19 protein-coding genes and 1 tRNA gene are annotated in these 17,767 nt (G+C 63.3%); 12 read left to right on the top strand and 8 right to left on the bottom strand.

The features are described 5' to 3' along the window. Positions 1–8: 8 nt before the first annotated feature. Both V7E00_RS14610 and V7E00_RS14605 read right to left on the bottom strand, forming a co-directional pair. Entirely contained in the window at positions 9–227 is a 219-nt protein-coding gene (locus tag V7E00_RS14610; RefSeq protein ID WP_333573355.1) for a hypothetical protein, read from the bottom strand. Between the two features lie 38 nt (positions 228–265). Next, positions 266–1,252 carry an SDR family oxidoreductase gene (locus V7E00_RS14605; RefSeq protein WP_333573354.1) on the bottom strand — a complete coding sequence of 329 codons (987 nt, stop codon included), beginning with the start codon at positions 1,250–1,252 and terminating at the stop codon, positions 266–268. A gap of 149 nt (positions 1,253–1,401) precedes the next feature. Between V7E00_RS14605 and V7E00_RS14600 the strand changes: the two genes are divergently transcribed. Beyond that, positions 1,402–2,232 (top strand): amidohydrolase family protein, encoded by an 831-nt coding sequence (locus tag V7E00_RS14600; RefSeq protein WP_333573353.1) that lies wholly within the window; start codon positions 1,402–1,404, stop codon positions 2,230–2,232. Positions 2,233–2,292: 60 nt separating this feature from the next. Further along, positions 2,293–3,300, top strand: a complete 1,008-nt coding sequence (locus tag V7E00_RS14595; protein WP_333573352.1) for a zinc-binding alcohol dehydrogenase family protein — start codon at positions 2,293–2,295, stop codon at positions 3,298–3,300. Positions 3,301–3,311: 11 nt separating this feature from the next. Here V7E00_RS14595 and V7E00_RS14590 read toward each other — a convergent pair whose 3' ends face one another. Next, positions 3,312–3,656: an L-rhamnose mutarotase gene (locus V7E00_RS14590; protein WP_333573351.1), complete on the bottom strand. Its 345-nt coding sequence runs from the start codon at positions 3,654–3,656 to the stop codon at positions 3,312–3,314. Between the two features lie 106 nt (positions 3,657–3,762). Between V7E00_RS14590 and V7E00_RS14585 the strand changes: the two genes are divergently transcribed. Further along, positions 3,763–4,827, top strand: coding sequence for a LacI family DNA-binding transcriptional regulator (locus V7E00_RS14585; protein WP_333573350.1), 1,065 nt, complete (start codon positions 3,763–3,765; stop codon positions 4,825–4,827). A 526-nt stretch (positions 4,828–5,353) separates the two neighbouring features. Here the strand turns inward: V7E00_RS14585 and V7E00_RS14580 are convergent. After that, complete coding sequence (locus V7E00_RS14580) at positions 5,354–6,334, bottom strand: DUF6236 family protein (protein WP_333573349.1); 981 nt, start codon at positions 6,332–6,334, stop codon at positions 5,354–5,356. A gap of 299 nt (positions 6,335–6,633) precedes the next feature. On the opposite strand from V7E00_RS14580, the gene V7E00_RS14575 reads away from it, so the two are divergent. Further along, a complete protein-coding gene (locus V7E00_RS14575; protein ID WP_333573348.1) occupies positions 6,634–7,311 on the top strand; it encodes a recombinase family protein in 678 nt (225 codons plus the stop codon). Here the strand turns inward: V7E00_RS14575 and V7E00_RS20105 are convergent. Then, positions 7,308–7,499 (bottom strand): KTSC domain-containing protein, encoded by a 192-nt coding sequence (locus V7E00_RS20105; RefSeq protein ID WP_443019202.1) that lies wholly within the window; start codon positions 7,497–7,499, stop codon positions 7,308–7,310. The genes V7E00_RS14575 and V7E00_RS20105 overlap by 4 nt on opposite strands. Positions 7,500–8,354: 855 nt before the next feature. Between V7E00_RS20105 and V7E00_RS14570 the strand changes: the two genes are divergently transcribed. From V7E00_RS14570 to V7E00_RS14560, 3 genes are all read left to right on the top strand, one after another. Further along, on the top strand, positions 8,355–8,618 hold the full coding sequence (locus tag V7E00_RS14570; protein ID WP_333573347.1) for a hypothetical protein: 264 nt from the start codon (positions 8,355–8,357) through the stop codon (positions 8,616–8,618). Positions 8,619–8,644: 26 nt separating this feature from the next. Beyond that, complete coding sequence (locus V7E00_RS14565; protein ID WP_333573346.1) at positions 8,645–9,154, top strand: hypothetical protein; 510 nt, start codon at positions 8,645–8,647, stop codon at positions 9,152–9,154. Positions 9,155–9,717: 563 nt separating this feature from the next. Further along, positions 9,718–10,551 carry a hypothetical protein gene (locus V7E00_RS14560; RefSeq protein WP_333573345.1) on the top strand — a complete coding sequence of 278 codons (834 nt, stop codon included), beginning with the start codon at positions 9,718–9,720 and terminating at the stop codon, positions 10,549–10,551. 119 nt (positions 10,552–10,670) lie between these two features. On the opposite strand, the gene V7E00_RS14555 is transcribed toward V7E00_RS14560, so the two are convergent. The 3 genes from V7E00_RS14555 to V7E00_RS14545 all read right to left on the bottom strand — a co-directional run bounded on the left by V7E00_RS14555 (position 10,671) and on the right by V7E00_RS14545 (position 12,746). Beyond that, complete coding sequence (locus V7E00_RS14555) at positions 10,671–10,970, bottom strand: hypothetical protein (protein WP_333573344.1); 300 nt, start codon at positions 10,968–10,970, stop codon at positions 10,671–10,673. A 57-nt stretch (positions 10,971–11,027) separates the two neighbouring features. Continuing rightward, positions 11,028–12,569, bottom strand: a complete 1,542-nt coding sequence (locus V7E00_RS14550; RefSeq protein ID WP_333573343.1) for a site-specific integrase — start codon at positions 12,567–12,569, stop codon at positions 11,028–11,030. Between the two features lie 90 nt (positions 12,570–12,659). Then, positions 12,660–12,746, bottom strand: a tRNA-Leu gene (locus tag V7E00_RS14545). A 144-nt stretch (positions 12,747–12,890) separates the two neighbouring features. Between V7E00_RS14545 and V7E00_RS14540 the strand changes: the two genes are divergently transcribed. The 5 genes from V7E00_RS14540 to V7E00_RS14520 all read left to right on the top strand — a co-directional run bounded on the left by V7E00_RS14540 (position 12,891) and on the right by V7E00_RS14520 (position 17,742). Beyond that, positions 12,891–13,826 carry a complex I NDUFA9 subunit family protein gene (locus V7E00_RS14540; RefSeq protein ID WP_333573342.1) on the top strand — a complete coding sequence of 312 codons (936 nt, stop codon included), beginning with the start codon at positions 12,891–12,893 and terminating at the stop codon, positions 13,824–13,826. A gap of 70 nt (positions 13,827–13,896) precedes the next feature. Further along, entirely contained in the window at positions 13,897–14,703 is an 807-nt protein-coding gene (locus V7E00_RS14535; RefSeq protein WP_333573341.1) for an undecaprenyl-diphosphate phosphatase, read from the top strand. Between the two features lie 122 nt (positions 14,704–14,825). Beyond that, on the top strand, positions 14,826–16,286 hold the full coding sequence (locus V7E00_RS14530; protein WP_333573340.1) for an NAD(P)-dependent oxidoreductase: 1,461 nt from the start codon (positions 14,826–14,828) through the stop codon (positions 16,284–16,286). After that, positions 16,283–16,972, top strand: a complete 690-nt coding sequence (locus tag V7E00_RS14525; RefSeq protein WP_333573339.1) for a hypothetical protein — start codon at positions 16,283–16,285, stop codon at positions 16,970–16,972. Before V7E00_RS14530 ends, V7E00_RS14525 begins: the two co-directional genes overlap by 4 nt. Beyond that, positions 16,972–17,742: a DUF2059 domain-containing protein gene (locus tag V7E00_RS14520; RefSeq protein WP_333573338.1), complete on the top strand. Its 771-nt coding sequence runs from the start codon at positions 16,972–16,974 to the stop codon at positions 17,740–17,742. Before V7E00_RS14525 ends, V7E00_RS14520 begins: the two co-directional genes overlap by 1 nt. The last annotated feature ends 25 nt before the right edge of the window (positions 17,743–17,767 follow it).

Here is a 17,767-nt window from a genome sequence, read left to right as displayed (position 1 = left end):
TTAGATTTCTACGACGGGTGCGCTTCGGGCTCGGCCTGGGCGTCATCGCCCTCGGCCAACTGCTCCGTCTCGACAAACGGATCTTCCTCCCCGGTCATCGGGATGCCGTCCGGATCTTCTCCCGCCAGCGCATCCAGGCGCCCGTCGCGCGGTGGGGCGCCTTGCGCGTCGATTTCATGGGCGTGGCGTTCGGCTTCGGTGCGGTCGCGCGTCGGATTGGTGGTCATTGCTATTCCTCTCTCAACGCCGAGGCGACGAACCTGGCCTAGGTTGGTTCCGCTCGCGAGGTGTGCCGCCGAAGAAGCGCGGCACCGCCCAACGCTAGCAAGGTCCCGCCGGCCAGCAGCAACGGCAGCCGTCGCGTCACCGGCTTGCGAAAGCCGCCGTCCACCCGTGGCCGGTCGCCAGGCGGGTGAAAGAGGTTGCCGGAGGTGACCGCCGCCGGCCGCGCCTCAGCGAAATAGCTTTCGAACCAGCGGTCGATCAGCTTCAGGCTGAGCGTCGGCGCCAGCGCGTGGCCTATCCGCGCCGCCCAGTTCTGCGCGCCGACCAGCGTCGTCGGCCGCGGATGGTCGGCGAGGCGCACCACCGCTTCGGCCACGCGGCGCGGGTCCAGCAGCGGCGCCGGCGGGTGGATCGCCTTGCCGGTATAGTTGCCGGCATGCTCCAGCGCCGGCGTGTCGACCAGGGCCGGATAGACGTCGCAGATATGGATGCGCGGGTGCGGCGCCATCTCCGCGCGCAGAGCTTCGGAAAGCCCCTTGAGCCCGAACTTGCTCGCCGAATAGGCCGCGGCGAGCGGCGCGCCGGCGAAGCCGATCATCGAGATCATGTTGACGAACACGCCCTGGCCCTGGCGCAGGAAGATCGGCAGCACGGCATGCGCCTCGTACAGATGGCCAATAAGGTTCGATCGCAGCACCTGTTCGTGCGCCGCGATCGGCACTTCCTCGAATCGGCCGACGGCGCCGATCCCGACATTGGCGAACCACAGGTCGATCCTGCCGCCGAATGCCTGCGCCGCCTCGGCAAGCGCCAGCACTGCGGCATGGTCGCCGACATCCACTGGCACGGCCTGCACCGCCGCGCCGGTGGCGCGCAGGTCCCTTGCGAACGCCTCCAGCGCCTCGGCGTCGCGCGCGGCGAGGACCAGCCGCCATCCGCACCGGGCGAATGCCTCGGCCGTGGCCCGGCCGATGCCGCTCGATGCGCCGGTGATCACCGCGGTGCGGTGGGAAGTCTGCGTCGCCATGAACCATCCCCTGGCAGCAGGCGCGGGAGAGCGCCGTGTCACTGGACCAACCGGATTGTGGAGCAGGGGTTGCAAGCCGTTCAAAACAAAGCCTCGCCCGCGACTACGGGTCGCTTTCCGAGGCGCACCGCGTTCGGCTATGCAGGGGCATGCGGATCGATGCCCACCATCACCTCTGGCACTACACCCCCGAAGCATTTGGCTGGATCGCGCCCGGCAGCGCCATTGCGCGCGACTTCGATGCCGAGGATCTCGTCCGCGAGATGCAGGCCGCCGGCGTGGACCATGCGATCGCGGTCCAGGCGCGGCAAAGCGAGGCGGAGACGGACTTCCTGCTGGCCTGCGCCGCGCGCCAGCCGCGGATTGCCGGCGTGGTCGGCTGGATCGACCTCCGCGCGCCCGGCGTCGCCGAGCGGATCGCCGCCCGGCCGGCGGGGCCGATCCTCGGCTATCGCCACATCGTGCAGGACGAGCCCGATGCGGATTTCCTGCTCGACGCGCAGTTCGTGGCGGGAGTGCGCGCGGTGCTTGCGGCCGGACTCAGCTACGACGTGCTGGTCAATGCCGCACAACTCGGCGGCCTGCCGATTTTTCTCGATCGCTGCGGCGCAGGACGCCTGATCCTCGACCATGCCGCCAAGCCCAATATCGCCGACGGCGCGTGGCAGCCCTGGGCAGACCAGATCGCCGACGCGGCGCAGCAGGAATCGCTGTTCTGCAAGGTCTCCGGCCTCGTCACCGAAGCAGCACGCGATTGGCGGCCCGGCGACTTCGAGCGCTATCTCGACCATGTCTTCACCTGCTTCGGTGCCGAGCGCATCCTGTGGGGATCGGATTGGCCGGTCTGCGCGCTCGCCGGAAGCTATGGCGACACCCGCGACATCGTGCTGCGCTATGTGGAGCGCCATTGCCCTGCGGCCGAAGCGGCGGTGTTTGGCGGCAATGCCGTCCGCGCCTATGCGCTGGACGTTCGCGCCTAGGAAACCTGGCTTGCGCACGCGCGCTCGGCGGTGGCAGGGCTGGCACGGGAGATCCATGCCATGCGTACCATCCTCTGCAACGCGCCGTTCGAGCTGACCCAGATCCAGCGTGAGGCGCCGAGCCCCGGCCCGGGCGAGGTGCTGGTCCGTATCCACCGCGTTGGCCTGTGCGGCACCGATTATCACATCTTCGCCGGCCGCCACCCGTTCCTGCAATATCCGCGCGTGATGGGGCACGAACTGGGCGGCGAAGTGGTCGCGCTGGGTGCCGGCGCCGTGCTCCCGCTAGGCCGGACGGTGGCGATCAACCCGTACCTCGCCTGCGGCCACTGCGTCGCCTGTCGCAAGGGAAAACCGAACGCCTGCGTCAACATCCGCGTGCTTGGCGTGCACAGCGACGGCGGCATGGCCGAGTTGCTGGTGGTGCCTGCCAGCGCGGTCCTCGATGCCGAAGGTCTGAGTGTCGACCAGGCGGCGATGATCGAGTTCCTGGCGATCGGTGCCCATGCCGTGTCGCGTGCGCCGAAGGACGGCGAGGGACGGATGCTGGTAGTGGGCGCGGGGCCGATCGGCATCGCCAGTGCGCTGTTCGCCCGGCTCGACGGGTTCGACGTGACGCTGGTCGATCAGCGCGCCCAGCGCCTCGCCTATGCGCGCGATCAGCTCGACCTCGACGGAGTCGTCGCCGATGAGGCGCTCGGCGAAACGCTGGCAGCGCGGACCAACGGCGACGGCTTCGACGTGGTGATCGACGCTACCGGCTCGCTGCCCGCGATGCGCCGCAGCCTCGATTTCGTCGGCCATGGCGGTGCGCTGCTGCTGGTGGGCGTGGCGCCGGGCGACCTCAGCTTCGCCGATCCGGAGTTCCACAAGCGCGAGGCGGTGCTGATCGCCAGCCGAAACGCATGCGCTGTCGATTTTGAGCGGGTGATCGCCGCGATCCGATCCGGCGCGATCCCCACGGACAGGCTGCACACCCATAGTGTGGCTGCCGAGGCGCTGCCGGAGCGGCTGCCGGCGCTGATCGAGGAAGCGGACCAGGTGCTGAAGGCAATCGTCGCCTTCTGACCCTCGGCCGCTCAGGGCTGGTCGGCGAGGGCGAAGATCTGCACGGTCGGCACCCATTTCACGCCCGGCTCGGCGAAGGGGAGCCGGCGCTGGAAGCTGTCCATCAGCGTCTCCCAGGCCCGGATCTCTGGATCCGTGGCATCGCGCATGCGCTTGGCCTCGGGATCAAAGCCGGGGCCGGTTTCCATCACCATCACCAGCCGGTCCCCGGCATGCCAGATCTCCATCGCCTCGATGCCTGCCTCGCGGATCGAGCGGATGACAGCGGGCGGCGGGCCGCCCGGCCGGTGCCAGTGCGCATAGGCGGCGACTGCCTCCGGATCGTCGTTGAGGTCGAGCAGCAGGACGTGGCGCATAGGGGTCTCTCTCCTTCGCGCCCTGCATAGCCGCCGCCGGCGACCGCACAAGCCGATGGCGCATCACTGCTTTTCCGATCCCGCCGCATCGCGTAGGTCCTGCGGCATGCGGGGAAGGAAGAACGAGGGCGTGACGAGGGCGGGCCGGTCGGCGCAGGGAGCGACCGTGATCGACGTGGCGGCGAGGGCGGGGGTCTCCGCCATGACCGTCTCGCGCGTGATCAACGGCCGCAGCGGAGTCAGTGCCGCGACCCGCGAGGCGGTGGAGCGCGCCATCGCGGAACTCCATTACGTGCCCAATGTCGCGGCGCGCAGCCTGGTGACCTCGGCGGAACTGCGCATCGGCATCCTCTATTCCAATCCCAGCGCCGCCTTCATGAGCGAACTGCTGACCGGCGTGTTCGAGGAAGCCTCCACCCGCGGCGCGCGGCTGGTGCTGCTGAAGGGGGAGGGCGGGCGCGCGCCTGCGGAGCAGGACCTGCTCCGTTTCGTCAACGCCGGCCTGTCCGGCATCCTGCTCGCGCCGCCGCTGGCGGAGGCGCCGGTGGTGCTGCGCACGCTGCGCGGGCTGGGGGTGCCGATCGCGGCGATCGGCGCCTATCACGTGCCGGGCGCCACCTGTGTGCGGATCGACGACCGGCGCGCCGCATTCGAGATGACGCGCCACCTGCTCGAACTGGGCCATCGCCGGCTCGGCTTCGTGCTGGGCAATCCCGACCAGACCGCGAGCGCGGAGCGCCGCGCCGGGATGGAAGATGCGATGCGCGACGTGCCCGACGCGGGGGTGCAGCTGGTGCAAGGGGATTTCAGCTATGCCTCCGGCCTCGCTGCGGGCGAGCAGCTGCTGGACGGGCCCTCCCCGCCCACGGCGGTGTTCGCGAGCAACGATGACATGGCCGCCGCCATTGTCTCGGTCGCGCACCGCCGCCAGCTGGACGTGCCGCGGCAGCTCACCGTGGTCGGGTTTGATGACACCACGGCGGCGGTGACCTTGTGGCCGCCGCTCACCACAGTCCATCAGCCGGTCCGGCGTCTGGCCGCCGAGGCGCTGGCGCTGCTCGCGGACGAAGCGCGTGGGAGCGGTTCGAAAGCCCGGCCGCGCCGGGATCGCGTGTTGGAGCACGAGATCGTCAAGCGCAGCTCCACGGCGGCGCCGCCCGAGGACGGCTGACCCCACGCCCCGCGCGCTCTCCTCCAGCGCCCTCTGCCCGCCATACCGCGCCACCAGGTCGCGGACGATGGCAAGGCCGAAGCCACCGCCTGCCGGACCCGATCGATGGCCAGCGGCTGGAGCTCGGCGGGCTGATCTGCCTCGGCCGTGGCGCGCTCACCGCGCCGGATGGCACCGATCCCCGGTGCAGCCATCCCGCCCGGTGTCTGCCAGCAGCGGCACACGCTGAGCATCGTCTCGGCCCTGGCATCTGCGACATGCGGGGCCGTTTCGTCGTCTGGACGTGGAACGCAACGAGGCGCTGCCGGTCAAAGACCGGAGCGCCAAGACGTTGAGATGTTAGGAATTTTGTCTTTCCGCCCCGGCAGGGGGGAAGTGGTGCCCAGAAGAGGATTTTACGGTTGGCACCAAAAATGACGGATTACCGCGGTTTTCCGAGAGAGCGTCGGGGCGTTTGTATTAGGCCTTTGTACTAGCTGAGGCAAGGGGCTGGCCAATGTGAGTCGCATTAGGGACTCGAACCGGATCATTCCCCGAACTCCCTCTCGATCCGCGCAAGGTATCGAAAGGGCGAAGGGCCATTCTTCACACCGGCTACGCTCTTGACGGAGAGGCCAGCCAGAACGCCACCACCGATTGCAGCAGCAGACGCAGTAAGGGATAAGCTTTGAGCGGCGGCGATAAGACCACCACTGCCGCCACCCATGACACTGCGGATAGCGGCAGCCCAATCTAGCTCTGTGGTAAGGCTGGCTATTGCCTTCCTCACGTTCGACTGCTGAGCCTTCTTTAGGTAGTCAGACAGCGAGGCATCAAACCTCTCGACTTCTAGATTAACTGCCCTCGCATCGCCTTCTTTAGATAGCTTGATAGCTAATTCTTCGAGGTGATGCCTAAGCGAGATTAGCTCGTCGCGATGGCGTTGCTTGAAGCTAATGACGTCCTCATATGGAGTGCTAGGGCTTGGTACGATTAGCCCGCTCGCTAGATTGAGCTGAAAGGCTAGGTCGGGCGCTAATTCATCGCTAGGTATTATCGGGGTATTATATTGCTGCCACAGTGACCATCTACCCGGTTCCCGCTTATCTAGCTCCTTATATATCTCCCACACAAAGCCTGCATACTGTCGAGGATCCAAGCCCGCATTGAATATTGCCTTGGACTGAGAGCCAAGCCCTACGGCTGTTACGTCCTTACTGTCATCTATTGTATTAATGAGATTTGTTGAAGGCTTATCTATCTTGTCGACAAGAAGCAGGGCAACCTTTACAACGTTCTCGTCCGTATCTCGCTGAGAAAACGTCATTCCATTATCATTGGGCTTCATATCAGTCGCTACACCTATGATGCCGCCGCGCTCACCTTTCTTTAGCGGAGGGGATAACTCCACTTGTGAGGGAACTAGAGGTAGTTGCTCCTGCGTTGGTGTTAAGCGTGGCGTTACGATGGGTGGGCGCAAGCTCGCACCGTAAACCGATCCCAAGAGCCTATGCTTCCCCTTAGCCATCACAATCCCCTTATGCCGCCCAGACAGGTGCAAACTGCCTATGACCTATATTTGGTGAAGATGTGCGAAAGGGCAATCAAACAGTCCTGAGCGACCGTTTCCCCCGTATACCCGGGCTGCCCGGTACTACGATTATGACACGCCTGCCCGACCTGCATTATCGCGCATAGTCTTCATCCCTGCATGACGTGTCACACTAGCAGGATCGTAGCTCGATTGGTGCTGTCCAGAATAACCAAACGAGCGTTTGACAATTATGGACAACGGTCGTACGTAGGCTTGGCGAAAGGGATCATGCCATGCGGACCGTCACCTACTACCGTGTATCGACTGCCAAGCAGGGACGTAGCGGCTTGGGCCTAGAGGCTCAGCAAGCGGCTATCGCTGCATTCTGCGCATCACGGGACTGCCAGCCCCTTGGCGAATACGTCGAGGTGGAGAGCGGCAAGCGGGATGACCGGCCTGAGCTTACCAAGGCGTTGCATCATGCGAAGGTGACAGGGGCCACACTGGTCATAGCCAAGCTGGATCGCCTCAGCCGGAATCTGGCCTTTCTCGCTCAGCTACAGGATGCCGGTACTAGGTTCATCGCTGCTGACATGCCTGAGGCGAATGAGCTTACCATTCACATCATGGCAGCAATGGCCCAGGCCGAACGTAAGGCGATAAGCAAGCGGACCAAGGAAGCCCTTGCTGCTGCTAAGGCTCGTGGCACCAAACTAGGCAATCCAATGGGCGCGAAGGCGTTCGGGGATAGCAAGGGCAACGGTGCCGCCGTCGATGCGATCAAGGCCAAGGCTCAGGCGTTCGCTACCGATATTGCCCCGATCATTGAGGCTATCAAGGCCGAGGGTCATATCAGCCTGAGGGCTATCGCAGGGGAGCTTAATGCCCGTGGTATCATCACAGCACGGGGCGGGAAGTGGGCGGCTCAGTCAGTCAGCGACCTGATACGGCTGCACTCTACAGGCTGCTAGCATTGATATCGGTCGCGGATATAGTCGCTGTAATAAGTGCCTTTAGATGATGCATGTAAAAGTCCCTGCCATATGTGCATTGGGACTCTGCAAAAGTCGTAGTGGCCATTGGGAAACCACAGCCTCAACCTCATAGTTTGTTCGTCATACTCGGCGCGCTTAACGGCAGATGAATTGAAGTAGGGCATGGCTCGCTCCCCGACTGATCGGCATGAGGATTGATCCGTTCGCCAGCGCTGTCAAATCTGCCCGGAAACGACCCGCCAGACTCGATTCGGGGTGCAAGGTGTCGATCTAGCTGCGATGCCGGGGCGGCCTCGTACGGAGCTGTGAGGAGCTGTGCGAGGCTGGAGGAATTTCCGGCTGAATTTGGGACCGTACAACATAAGGACACCGCCACTCCCGTTTAGGCCGGGGGGAACGTAAGCCGCGAAAGCGGTGGGGCATACGCAACTGCTAAGATACTGAGGGCCGCGAGGCCTAGCTTAAGAGCGACGGGCTGTGCCATCTACAATGATGATACAGGGTATCGGACCACGGGCACTACAATCTACGCTAATCGAACTCAACGATCATGCTGATGTAAGTGCGTCCCTAAAGCGAGAAGGGCGGAGTTTAGCAATCTCCAATCTATCTCCGGGGGGACCACGGGATACATCTACATCTATCAAATCTAACGATCATACTATCATAGTATGTATCCTTGGTAATCTACGGCTTCCCACCGTGGGTGCCACGCTCGATCGTTCATTCTTCCAATGTAGGCTCAGATAGTTATCACCCTTTCCTGTTGGGGTGGTTGCTATGTCAGCCTGAGCCTACATTTGAGGAATGATCCTCCCACTACGCATTGCTCATCATCCAATGTTGCCCATCGGCCCTGAGCAATTGCTAGCCTGCTGACTGTAGCATTGCCCATAGTTGGCAGTCAGCAGGCCAACCCTCCATAGCTGTAATTTTCCCGTTCTCGTTTGCTTATGCGCAAGCGGGGAATCTCTCTGTTGCTTTTGACAATATTGTTCCACCCAATTGAAGGACACGACATGAACCCTCAGCCTGTTAACCTTAGTCGTCTTGATGATCCGCGCGTTGCTGCCCACATCGAGAAAGTGGATAGCCGCGTACGCGGTGGCTTCCGCCTTTGTCTGGATATCCTAGGTATCCCGCTTCCCGACTATGCAAAGACTAAGCCCGCTGGCCGCCCGTCTATTGCTAAGTTGATGGCCGATGCTGATGCAGATAGCGGCACAATTCGTACCTATCGACACGAGAAGCTTGGCATCGGTGCTTTCGCACCCCGTCGATAATCAACCAATCCATTGAAGGAAAAGCCATGACTGACAAAGAAAAACTTGCTACTATCGCGGATGAGATTGAAACGCTCAGCGCCGAATTGCTCAGGGTCAACAGCTACATCGATATCCTTGGCAAGCCCGCCATCGATAAGGCGAATAAGATCGATAAGTCATTGAAGGATGCAAAGGATCGCTTCGCCACTGCCCTTGCTGACGAGCAGGAAGAGGCGCGCACTCTACGGCTTAGCCGCTTCTCCGATATCCGCGTCGAGGTGACGCCCGCCGATAATCTGATCAGCACCGGGTTTGTCATCAAGTATATGCAGGATACTTGGGACATGCGAGCTAACGCCAGCATTCCGAAGCAGCATGAATGCAATGGTTTCGCTAATCTCACTGATGACGCTTACGAGTATCTGCTGACCAAGAAGCCCCAAGCGATCCCTGCAATCATTATGGCCCTAGCTCCGGGTAAGCCCCATGAGGCGATGGAGATCTATTTCCAGGGTAAGAGGCGGGGGTATTTCCGCGACGCTCTGGCGGCTTAATGCCTGATCTGCATGACTGGGGAACGGGAGAGGTGCCAAAGCCTCCCCGCTCATTCCCAGCCGATCCCCGGCCCAAGTGGCATATCGACCCCACGAATCTCCCCGATCTGCTCAAGCGAGCAGGCCCCTACGCTGAGGCTGCCAAGGCCTATGTTGAATGGGGTGCTGTCACTGCATGGCACATGCACGGCGCTGCTAAAGAGGCTCTCGCTGCCGCGTTTATCTCTGGCGCTGCCGCCAGCCTTTCCGTTCTGCTCACACGGCAAGCCATCGAGCATGAAACGGGCTGGCCGTGTCTGTCAGATTCCGCCGTAAGGCCTGCACTCTACGACCTTCCAGAGGATGCCCAAGGCATAGCCCGCTCTATGGCCGCTGAGGTTTACGCCCTGTGGGAGGCTGCTGGCCGTCCTTACCTCAACCGCAAGGCCTGCGAGATGACTCACCGCTACCTTGTCGCCTGTGTCCGCAAAGGGACAATTCCGCCGGTGCTCACGATTGGCGATGTTCCCCCGCGTGCGGCTCCGCATCCCAACAAGCTCCCAAGACACCCCTGAGGAAATCACATGACCGCATTAACTCCCCGGCAGGCCATTAAGGTCAAGGCGGCTCTTTCGTTGATCGCTGTGCACGGTCACAATCCACGCACTGTGCAGAAGCAGGCTCAAGATGAATTGGCTAAAGGCTATCCTGCCAACATCGCTTACAAGAACGCTATCGACGGCTTCATTGCTCGTGTCCCTGCTATGGGAAACACGCTGCATCTTGCCGTTGATCTAATTCACAATAGCGATGATGCTACCGTTGCACTCTATGACAAGGTGCTGACGGACTACAATAACAGTGGTGACGAGGGCCATCTTGATAGTCTCGCCCCTATGATCCTTGAGGATGCCAAGGCGCTGGCAATCAGCAAGGGCGAGGTGACGGAGGCTGATGCAGCCAATTGGACTATCGAGGATGCTCTCGGCAGCACGGCAGAAGCATTTGCTGAGACGCCCGACGTTCCCGATGCCGCTACGCTCCCACCGGGCCAGACGGCGAACAGCTCGTTCGGCTTCAATGGCCCTCCTAGCCATGCCCCACAGGCTCCCGCAGCCGCCGCTCAGGCCCCGGCAACGGGCCCGCAGTGGGTACAGGGGCCGACCGGCTATACCCTCGTCAGTCAGCCTCCTAGCGGTCCACAGGTGGGTCAGAGCATGACGGGCTACGATCCGTTCAAGGGCGGGCAGGGGCCGACCGGCATCCGGGTAGCTCAGACCGGGGAGGCTGGCCGTCGCTCGCATGGCACGCCGGTAGGCGACGTGGCCTATATGCAGACGGAATATGGCATCCGTGTCGCCCCGACTGGGGAAGCTGCCCGTCGTGAGGCTGGCGTGCCGCTCGGGCCGAATGCCTGAAATCCCGCCTAGGAGAGTCGCTGAGAGGCGATAGCTTGTCCCGGCCTACAGATACCCGACCGTTCCCAATCGACTCCTGACGGGGCTGAGCGGGGCGATTTCGGGTATCTGTATGTTCGTCAAATGTACGATTTGGCAAAGTCATCCATAGGGAGGGCCAAGCCATCGTGTATTAGTATGCCGATCAGCCGATCTATCGCCTGCATTCGATCACTGCGGCGAAGTCGCTCGTTCAATAGGTAATTTTTACAAAGCTCCCGGGTCACTTCATGGCGCGGCCATTTTCTGAGCTTCTCTTTGTTTTGCTCAAAATCAACTTGCCGCTTGAAAGGAAGGCTATCAAGTCCTCCACCAGCGCCTATTGGCAGCAAGGTTCTACTGGCCTCGACCTCAACCATGATATTCGTCAATGTGGTCAAGATGCGCCCAAAGGCGATATCCCGAAATATGCCCACACAGCCTCCCCCGATTACCTGCTATATAGCTAACCCTGGCACCCGATAGGTTGCAATAGCCGCTACCATTACCCGCATAGATGGGGCCGCACCGTACTTGTCAGCAGCGTCCTTTCCTTCGTGTCCTTGGAACTGACGGCAAACCCGCTCGGGGATACCCGCGTCAACGGCATGAGTTTTCCATGTGTGACGGAAAGAGTGAAAGACCTTTGCCTTATCCACTATTCCGCACTCTTGCTTGTACCGGCTAAACCACTGACCAATCTTGTCTGTGAGCTTTTTGCCGATGCCTACGGCCTTCAAGCCGGGAAATACGCGGCCCGCCTGATCTGGCAGGTTGGTCACATATTCGATGAATCCTAGCTCGATCAGCTTCGGATGCAGCGGGACAAGCCTATTGCTAGCCTCGTTCTTGATCTGATTGGGCAGGGCATCGTCATCGGGAGTATCTGTAATGTCGATACACCAGACCTCTTGTCGGTTATCGTCGTCGTCTATGTAGGCAACAGGCTTCACGTCCTGCACCCGTAGCTGGCCTATCTCTTCACGGCGGGCACCCATGAACAGGGCTAACAGGGGGAGCCAATAGACGGCTTCACCGTAGCCGCCCTTGGGACGCTCGCCCTTGGCATGAACCGGGCCAGCGAACAGTGCGTTCAGGTCATCAACAGAGAAGTCTTTTCGCTTCTCTCCCCGCTCCGTCACAGCCATCTTCACGTCACGGGCTACGTTGACGGGGACGATATCCTCTTGCGCCGCCCATTCGAGCAGGGTCCGCAGATAGGCCAGTCGATCCCGTACATTGACCTGTGACCGGGCAGGGTCCGCTATCAGCTTGCGCTTGTAAGCCATCACATCGGCCTTGGTGATAAGCTCGACGGACTTACGGCCCATCATGGAATAGAATAGCTTGGCATCCCGCCAATAGGCATCCTTGCCACGGGGCGACGGCTTTCGCTCAGCGGCCCACCCGTCGAGGATATCTGTATCCAGGAATTTCCCTTTGCCCTCATTGGCTTTGGCATCGGGGCTGTACTCAACGGCATAATTTTGGATTTCGGATGCGCGGGCAGGCTTTCCGTAGCGAGCTTGCATGGACGCGATCAGCGCCCCGGCAGTCTCTCGTTCGTGCTCGACTAGCAGCTTGCCAGCCCTAGCCACGTCAGCCGGGGAGGCGTCAGACTCCATCCCTGCTGCCAATGCGTCCATGATCGGCTCTAGCCGCTCAATCTCGCTGTCAGATGCAAACAGGTCATCGGCCACTAGCTCAGCCTGTAGCTGGTCCCCTTCCCATTGCCTCCGCTCCCGTTCGGTCTGGGAGGCAGGCTTAGGAGCAATGGCAGGGGCGGGCTTGGCAGCGGCCCTATCCCGCTCTGCTTGTTTAAGCATAGCATGGGCCGTCTTGGTCATGTCAGGGATGAGAGCCTTAGCCGCTTCCCGATCCTTTAGACCTAGGGACCGCTTTATCTCCCGCTTGCCAGCCATGAAGGGGCGCAGGTCCGCAGGTATCCCCATGCGGAAATAATAGACCCCGTTAGGAGCGCGATGGAGGTATGAACACATTGGCTGTCGTCCTCGTACCTTTGTACTAGACGCTCGTAAAAAACCTAGGTTTTCCGCCAAACCCTAGGCTTTCTCAGCCTTAGGGGAAAATGGTGCCCAGAAGAGGACTCGAACCTCCACGACCTTGCGATCGCCAGCACCTGAAGCTGGTGCGTCTACCAATTCCGCCATCTGGGCACGGGGTAGGCCGGCGCCTCTAGGGGAGGTTTGCGGGGGGTGTCAACGACTTTTTGCGAAAAATGTTGGACTTCGCGTCGCGCTTGCCGTTTAGCCCTTCGCACGGCATTGGGGCCGCACGTTCGCGAGGCAATGAGGCGCAAGATGAAGGATCGGCTGGTAACCCTGATCGGCGGCGGTGGCTTTCTGGGCCGCTACGTGGCGCAGGAGCTGCTCGCCGCCGGCGCGCGCGTCCGCGTCGTCGAGCGCAAGCCGCGCGACGCGTGGTTTCTGAAGACGCAGGGTGGCCTCGGCCAGACCCAGCTCGTCGTGGGCGACATCACTAAGCCTGAGACGCTTGCCCGCGCATTGCAGGGCAGCGACGCGGTGGTGAACTTCGTCGGCATCCTCGCCGGCGATTTCGACAAGGTGCATGTCGCCGGCGCGCGCAACGTCGCCGAAGCGGCGGCGGCTGCCGGTGCCGCGGCGCTGGTCCATATCTCGGCGCTCGGTGCCGATGCCGGTTCGCCTTCCGCCTATGGCCGCAGCAAGGCGGCCGGGGAGCAGGCGGTGCTCGCCGCCTTCCCGGGCGCGACGATCCTGCGGCCTTCGATCGTGTTCGGTCGCGAGGATGCGTTCGTGAACCGCTTCGCCGGCATGATTGCGGGTGCCCCGCTGAACATCGTGCCGGTGGTGCGCGGTGAAACCAGGTTCCAGCCGGTGTTCGTCACGGACGTGGCGCAGGCGGTGACCGCGGCGCTGGCCGATCCGGCCGCGCATGGCGGCAAGACCTACACGCTCGGCGGCCCGGACGTGCTGAGCATGTCGGCGCTGCTCCGCTGGATCGCCGGCGCGATCGGGCGCAAGCCGCACTTCGTCGAACTGCCTGATTCGCTCGCCAGCCTGGTTGCGTCGCTGCCGGGTACGCCGATCACGCGCGACCAGTTCGCGATGCTGCGGGCCGACAATGTCGTGCCGGCCGGCGCCGAGGGCCTCGCGGCGCTGGGCGTGACGCCGACGCCGATGGCATCGGTGGCGCCGAGCTGGCTGGTGCGTTTCCGTCAGGCCGGCCGCTTCAGCCGCTTCCGCACGGCCGCCTGATTCCATTCCCCCTGCCGGGCGGCGCCTTGCAGGGGGTCGCCAGGCGCGACCCCCTTGAAGGAGCCTTTTCATGACCACGCTGCTGGTGGCGATCCTGCTCGGCATCGTCGAGGGCGTTAGCGAGTTCCTGCCGGTCTCCTCGACCGGGCACCTGATTCTCGCCAGCGAGCTGATGGGCTATGATTCGGCGCGCTGGGCGATGTTCAACATCGTCATCCAGCTGGGCGCGATCCTGGCGGTGGTGGTGCTCTACTGGCGCACCTTCTGGGCGGTGCTCGACGGGCTGATCAAGCTGAACCCGGTCTCGTTGCGCTTCGTGCGCAACCTGCTGATCGCCTTCATTCCCGCCGCGGTGATCGGCCTTGCGCTCCACAAGCATATCGAGGCGCTGCTCGGTGCGCCCAAGGTGGTCGCCTGGGCGCTGATCGTCGGCGGCGTCGCGATCCTGGTGATCGAGCGGCTGGTCAAGTCCGCGACGATCCACGGCATTGCCGAGATCCCGGTGGTGCGCGTGCTCGGCATCGGCTTCGTTCAGTGCCTCGCGATGGTGCCCGGCGTCAGCCGCTCGGGCGCGACGATCATGGGCGCGCTGTCGCTCGGAGTCGAGCGCCGCACTGCCGCGGAGTTCAGCTTCTTCCTGGCGATCCCGACGATGCTGGGTGCGACCGTGCTGGAATTGGCGAAGAACCGCGAGATGCTGGCGACCAGCGGGGTGGGCTGGGGCGAGATCGGCATCGGCTTCGTCGTGGCCTTCATCGTTGCGCTTGCCGTCATCAAGTGGTTCGTGGGGATCGTGAGCAAACATGGCTTCACGCCCTTCGCTATCTATCGGATTGTTGCCGGGGCGGCAGCGCTGATTTGGCTATCCATGCGGTAGGGCCGTTTCGGGCCTATCCCGCGACAAAAAGTTAGCTGCGGGTCAACTATTTAGGCTTCGGCAGCCATATAGGTCAGTATTGCTGTCTTTATCGTTCCGCTGCTCTCCTGTACGGGGGCGGCATGGCTGACGATCCCATGCTCAAATTCGTCGGGCGGCCGCAGGCCTACCCGTCCAAGCGCCCCGCTGAACTGCGCGCGGAGGATTTCCGCGAGATCGCGGAGCGCTATGCGGTGCCCGATGCGGAAGCGCAGGCGGGCCGGTGCAGCCAGTGCGGCGTGCCCTATTGTTCGGTGCACTGCCCGCTCCACAACCATATCCCGGACTGGCTGCGCCTGACCGCCGAAGGGCGGCTGCAGGAAGCCTATCAGCTGTCCAACGCCACCTCGACCATGCCCGAGATCTGCGGCCGAATCTGCCCGCAGGATCGGCTGTGCGAAGGCAATTGCGTGATCGAATTCTCCGGCCATGGATCGGTGACGATCGGTTCGGTCGAGAAGTTCATCACCGACACCGCGTGGGCCGAAGGCTGGGTGGAGCCGGTGCAGGTCGGGCGCGCTCGCGGCCAGTCGGTCGGGATCATCGGCGCAGGGCCGGCGGGGCTTTCCGCTGCCGAATATCTGCGCGGCTATGGCTATGACGTGCACGTCTACGACCGGTACGATCGCTCGGGCGGTCTGCTCACCTATGGCATCCCCGGCTTCAAGCTGGAGAAGGACGTGGTGATGCGCCGCGTGGCACGGCTGGAGGAGGGCGGCATCGTCTTCCACCGCAATTTTGAAGTCGGCCGCGACGCGACGCTGGGCGAGCTTCGCCAGCGCCATGATTCGATCCTGATCGCCACCGGCGTCTACAAGGCGCGTGCGATCAAGGCGCCCGGCGTCGGCGCCAGGGGCGTGGTCGACGCGCTCGACTATCTGACCGCCTCCAACCGCAAGAATTTCGGCGACGCGGTGCCGGCCTATGACGATGGCAGCCTCAACGCGCTCGGCAAGCATGTCGTTGTCGTCGGCGGCGGCGATACCGCGATGGACTGCGTGCGCACCGCGATCCGCCAGGGTGCTGCCTCGGTGAAGTGCCTCTACCGCCGCGACCGGGCGAACATGCCGGGCTCGCAGCGCGAAGTCGCCAATGCCGAGGAGGAAGGCGTCGAGTTCGTCTGGCTCTCCGCGCCGGAAGCGTTCGAGGGCAGCGAGCAGGTCAGCGGCGTGCGCGCGTCGAAGATGCGCCTCGGCGCGCCGGATGCGTCCGGCCGCCGTGCGCCGGAAGTCGATCCGGGCGGGGCGCTGCAGATGCCGGCCGACCTCGTCATCAAGGCGCTGGGCTTCGAGCCCGAGGATTTGCCCAAGCTGTTCGGCGCCGAGGAACTGGGCGTCACCCGCTGGGGTACGCTGCGCACCGACGGCAAGACGATGATGACCAGCATGGACGGCGTGTTCGCCGCCGGCGACATCGTGCGTGGCGCAAGCTTGGTCGTATGGGCGATCCGCGACGGCCGCGACGTGGCGGCGCACATGCATGCGTGGATGAAGGCGCATGCCAAGGCGCCGGCATCGGCCGTACGCGAAGCGAGCCTGGCATGAAGCTGCTCGCTGCCGCGCTGCTGATGGCAGTGGCTGTGCCCGGCATCGCCCTCGCGCAGACCGCCCCGACCACGCGCGCACCCCAGGAAGCGGACGCGGCGCGGCTTGCGAGCCTGATGGTTCCCGAAGCGCAGATGCCGGCGCTGATCGGCATCGGCTTCCGCCAGGGCTTCGGCCCGAGCCTCGCGGCCAATCCTGCGGGCAAGGCGCTGTATGACGCGCATCCGGGCATGCAGGACTTCGTTGCCGATAGCGTCTCGAAAGAGCTCGCGCGGCTCGCGGTCGCGGATCTGCAGAGCCTGCGCGACCAGCTCGCCCAGGTCGTGCGCGACGAGCTCGAGCCGGAGGAGATCGTCGATACGATCACCTTCTTCGAAAGCGCCACCGGCGTGAAGATGCGTGCGCGTGCGACTGCCGCGCTCAAGGAAAAGGGCGCGACCAGTGCCGAGGACGGTCAGAAGACGGCAGTCCAGGCGGCGGTGGCCGAGCTGACCGAGGACGACTACCCCGCGATCACGGCGTTTGGCGCAAGCTCTGCGGCGAAAAAGATGCAGCTGGTCAACACCAAGATCATGGAAGTTAGCAAGGCGTGGGGAATGCAGCTCGGCACCGGCAACCGTGCGGTGCTGGAGAAGGCACGCGCCACGGCCGAGGCCGAGTTCCTCGCGCGGGAGAAGAAGAAGTGATGCGCTCGAAGCACGTCGGGTTCCTGTTCGTTCTGGCCGGCGCGGCGCTCACGGCATCGGCCGCGTCCGCCCAGACGGCGAAGGTCGTGGCTGTGCCCGTGCCGGCAGCTCCTGCCCCGAAGGCGCAGGTGTCGGAACCCGATCCCGCGCGCCTCGCCGTCGCCCGCGAGCTGGCCGACAAGCTGATCCCGCAGGGCATGTACCAGCGGATGATGGGCGAGAACTTGAATCGCATGATGGAGACGATGCTGGGCTCCGCCGGCGAGCTTCCGCTGCGCGATTTTGCGCAAATGGGAGGCCTCACGGAAGAGGACGTCGCTGCGCTCGGCCAGACCACGCTGCGCGAGGTGATGGAGATCTACGATCCCTATTGGAAGGAACGCCAGCAGCGGATGATGCGGTTGATGATGGCCGAGATGGGCAAGCTGATGTCCACGCTCGAACCCAAGGTCCGCGTCGCGATCGCCCGTGCCTATGCACGCGAATATACGCTGCCCGAGCTGCAGGATTTCCAGCGCTTCTTCGCCACGCCGGCGGGCACGCATTATGCGCGCAGCTCGATGGAGCTGATGATGGGACCGGACATGGCGCAGACCATGGCCGAGGCGATGCCCGAGATCATGAAGCAGATGCCGGCGCTGGTGCAGGCTGCCCAGGCAGGCACCAAGGACCTGCCGCCGCCGCGCAAGCCCGAGGATCTGACGCCCGAACAGCGCGAGAAGATCCTGAAGCTGCTGGGAACCAAGGCCGAGCAGCCCGCCAAGAAGTAAGCACCGCATCCTTACGAGGACGCGC

This window comes from Sphingomonas sp. (genome assembly GCF_036731925.1).
Lineage (GTDB): Bacteria > Pseudomonadota > Alphaproteobacteria > Sphingomonadales > Sphingomonadaceae > Sphingomonas.
This window is presented reverse-complemented; position numbering and strand designations above follow the sequence as displayed.

Excerpts from the sequence above, each read along its gene's own strand:
- V7E00_RS14610 (WP_333573355.1), bottom strand. The coding sequence starts at position 227 with ATGACCACCAATCCGACGCGCGACCGCACCGAAGCCGAACGCCACGCC.
- V7E00_RS14605 (WP_333573354.1), bottom strand. The coding sequence starts at position 1,252 with ATGGCGACGCAGACTTCCCACCGCACCGCGGTGATCACCGGCGCATCG.
- V7E00_RS14600 (WP_333573353.1), top strand. The coding sequence starts at position 1,402 with ATGCGGATCGATGCCCACCATCACCTCTGGCACTACACCCCCGAAGCA.
- V7E00_RS14595 (WP_333573352.1), top strand. The coding sequence starts at position 2,293 with ATGCGTACCATCCTCTGCAACGCGCCGTTCGAGCTGACCCAGATCCAG.
- V7E00_RS14590 (WP_333573351.1), bottom strand. The coding sequence starts at position 3,656 with ATGCGCCACGTCCTGCTGCTCGACCTCAACGACGATCCGGAGGCAGTC.
- V7E00_RS14585 (WP_333573350.1), top strand. The coding sequence starts at position 3,763 with ATGCGGGGAAGGAAGAACGAGGGCGTGACGAGGGCGGGCCGGTCGGCG.
- V7E00_RS14580 (WP_333573349.1), bottom strand. The coding sequence starts at position 6,334 with ATGGCTAAGGGGAAGCATAGGCTCTTGGGATCGGTTTACGGTGCGAGC.
- V7E00_RS14575 (WP_333573348.1), top strand. The coding sequence starts at position 6,634 with ATGCGGACCGTCACCTACTACCGTGTATCGACTGCCAAGCAGGGACGT.
- V7E00_RS20105 (WP_443019202.1), bottom strand. The coding sequence starts at position 7,499 with ATGCCCTACTTCAATTCATCTGCCGTTAAGCGCGCCGAGTATGACGAA.
- V7E00_RS14570 (WP_333573347.1), top strand. The coding sequence starts at position 8,355 with ATGAACCCTCAGCCTGTTAACCTTAGTCGTCTTGATGATCCGCGCGTT.
- V7E00_RS14565 (WP_333573346.1), top strand. The coding sequence starts at position 8,645 with ATGACTGACAAAGAAAAACTTGCTACTATCGCGGATGAGATTGAAACG.
- V7E00_RS14560 (WP_333573345.1), top strand. The coding sequence starts at position 9,718 with ATGACCGCATTAACTCCCCGGCAGGCCATTAAGGTCAAGGCGGCTCTT.
- V7E00_RS14550 (WP_333573343.1), bottom strand. The coding sequence starts at position 12,569 with ATGTGTTCATACCTCCATCGCGCTCCTAACGGGGTCTATTATTTCCGC.
- V7E00_RS14540 (WP_333573342.1), top strand. The coding sequence starts at position 12,891 with ATGAAGGATCGGCTGGTAACCCTGATCGGCGGCGGTGGCTTTCTGGGC.
- V7E00_RS14535 (WP_333573341.1), top strand. The coding sequence starts at position 13,897 with ATGACCACGCTGCTGGTGGCGATCCTGCTCGGCATCGTCGAGGGCGTT.
- V7E00_RS14530 (WP_333573340.1), top strand. The coding sequence starts at position 14,826 with ATGGCTGACGATCCCATGCTCAAATTCGTCGGGCGGCCGCAGGCCTAC.
- V7E00_RS14525 (WP_333573339.1), top strand. The coding sequence starts at position 16,283 with ATGAAGCTGCTCGCTGCCGCGCTGCTGATGGCAGTGGCTGTGCCCGGC.
- V7E00_RS14520 (WP_333573338.1), top strand. The coding sequence starts at position 16,972 with ATGCGCTCGAAGCACGTCGGGTTCCTGTTCGTTCTGGCCGGCGCGGCG.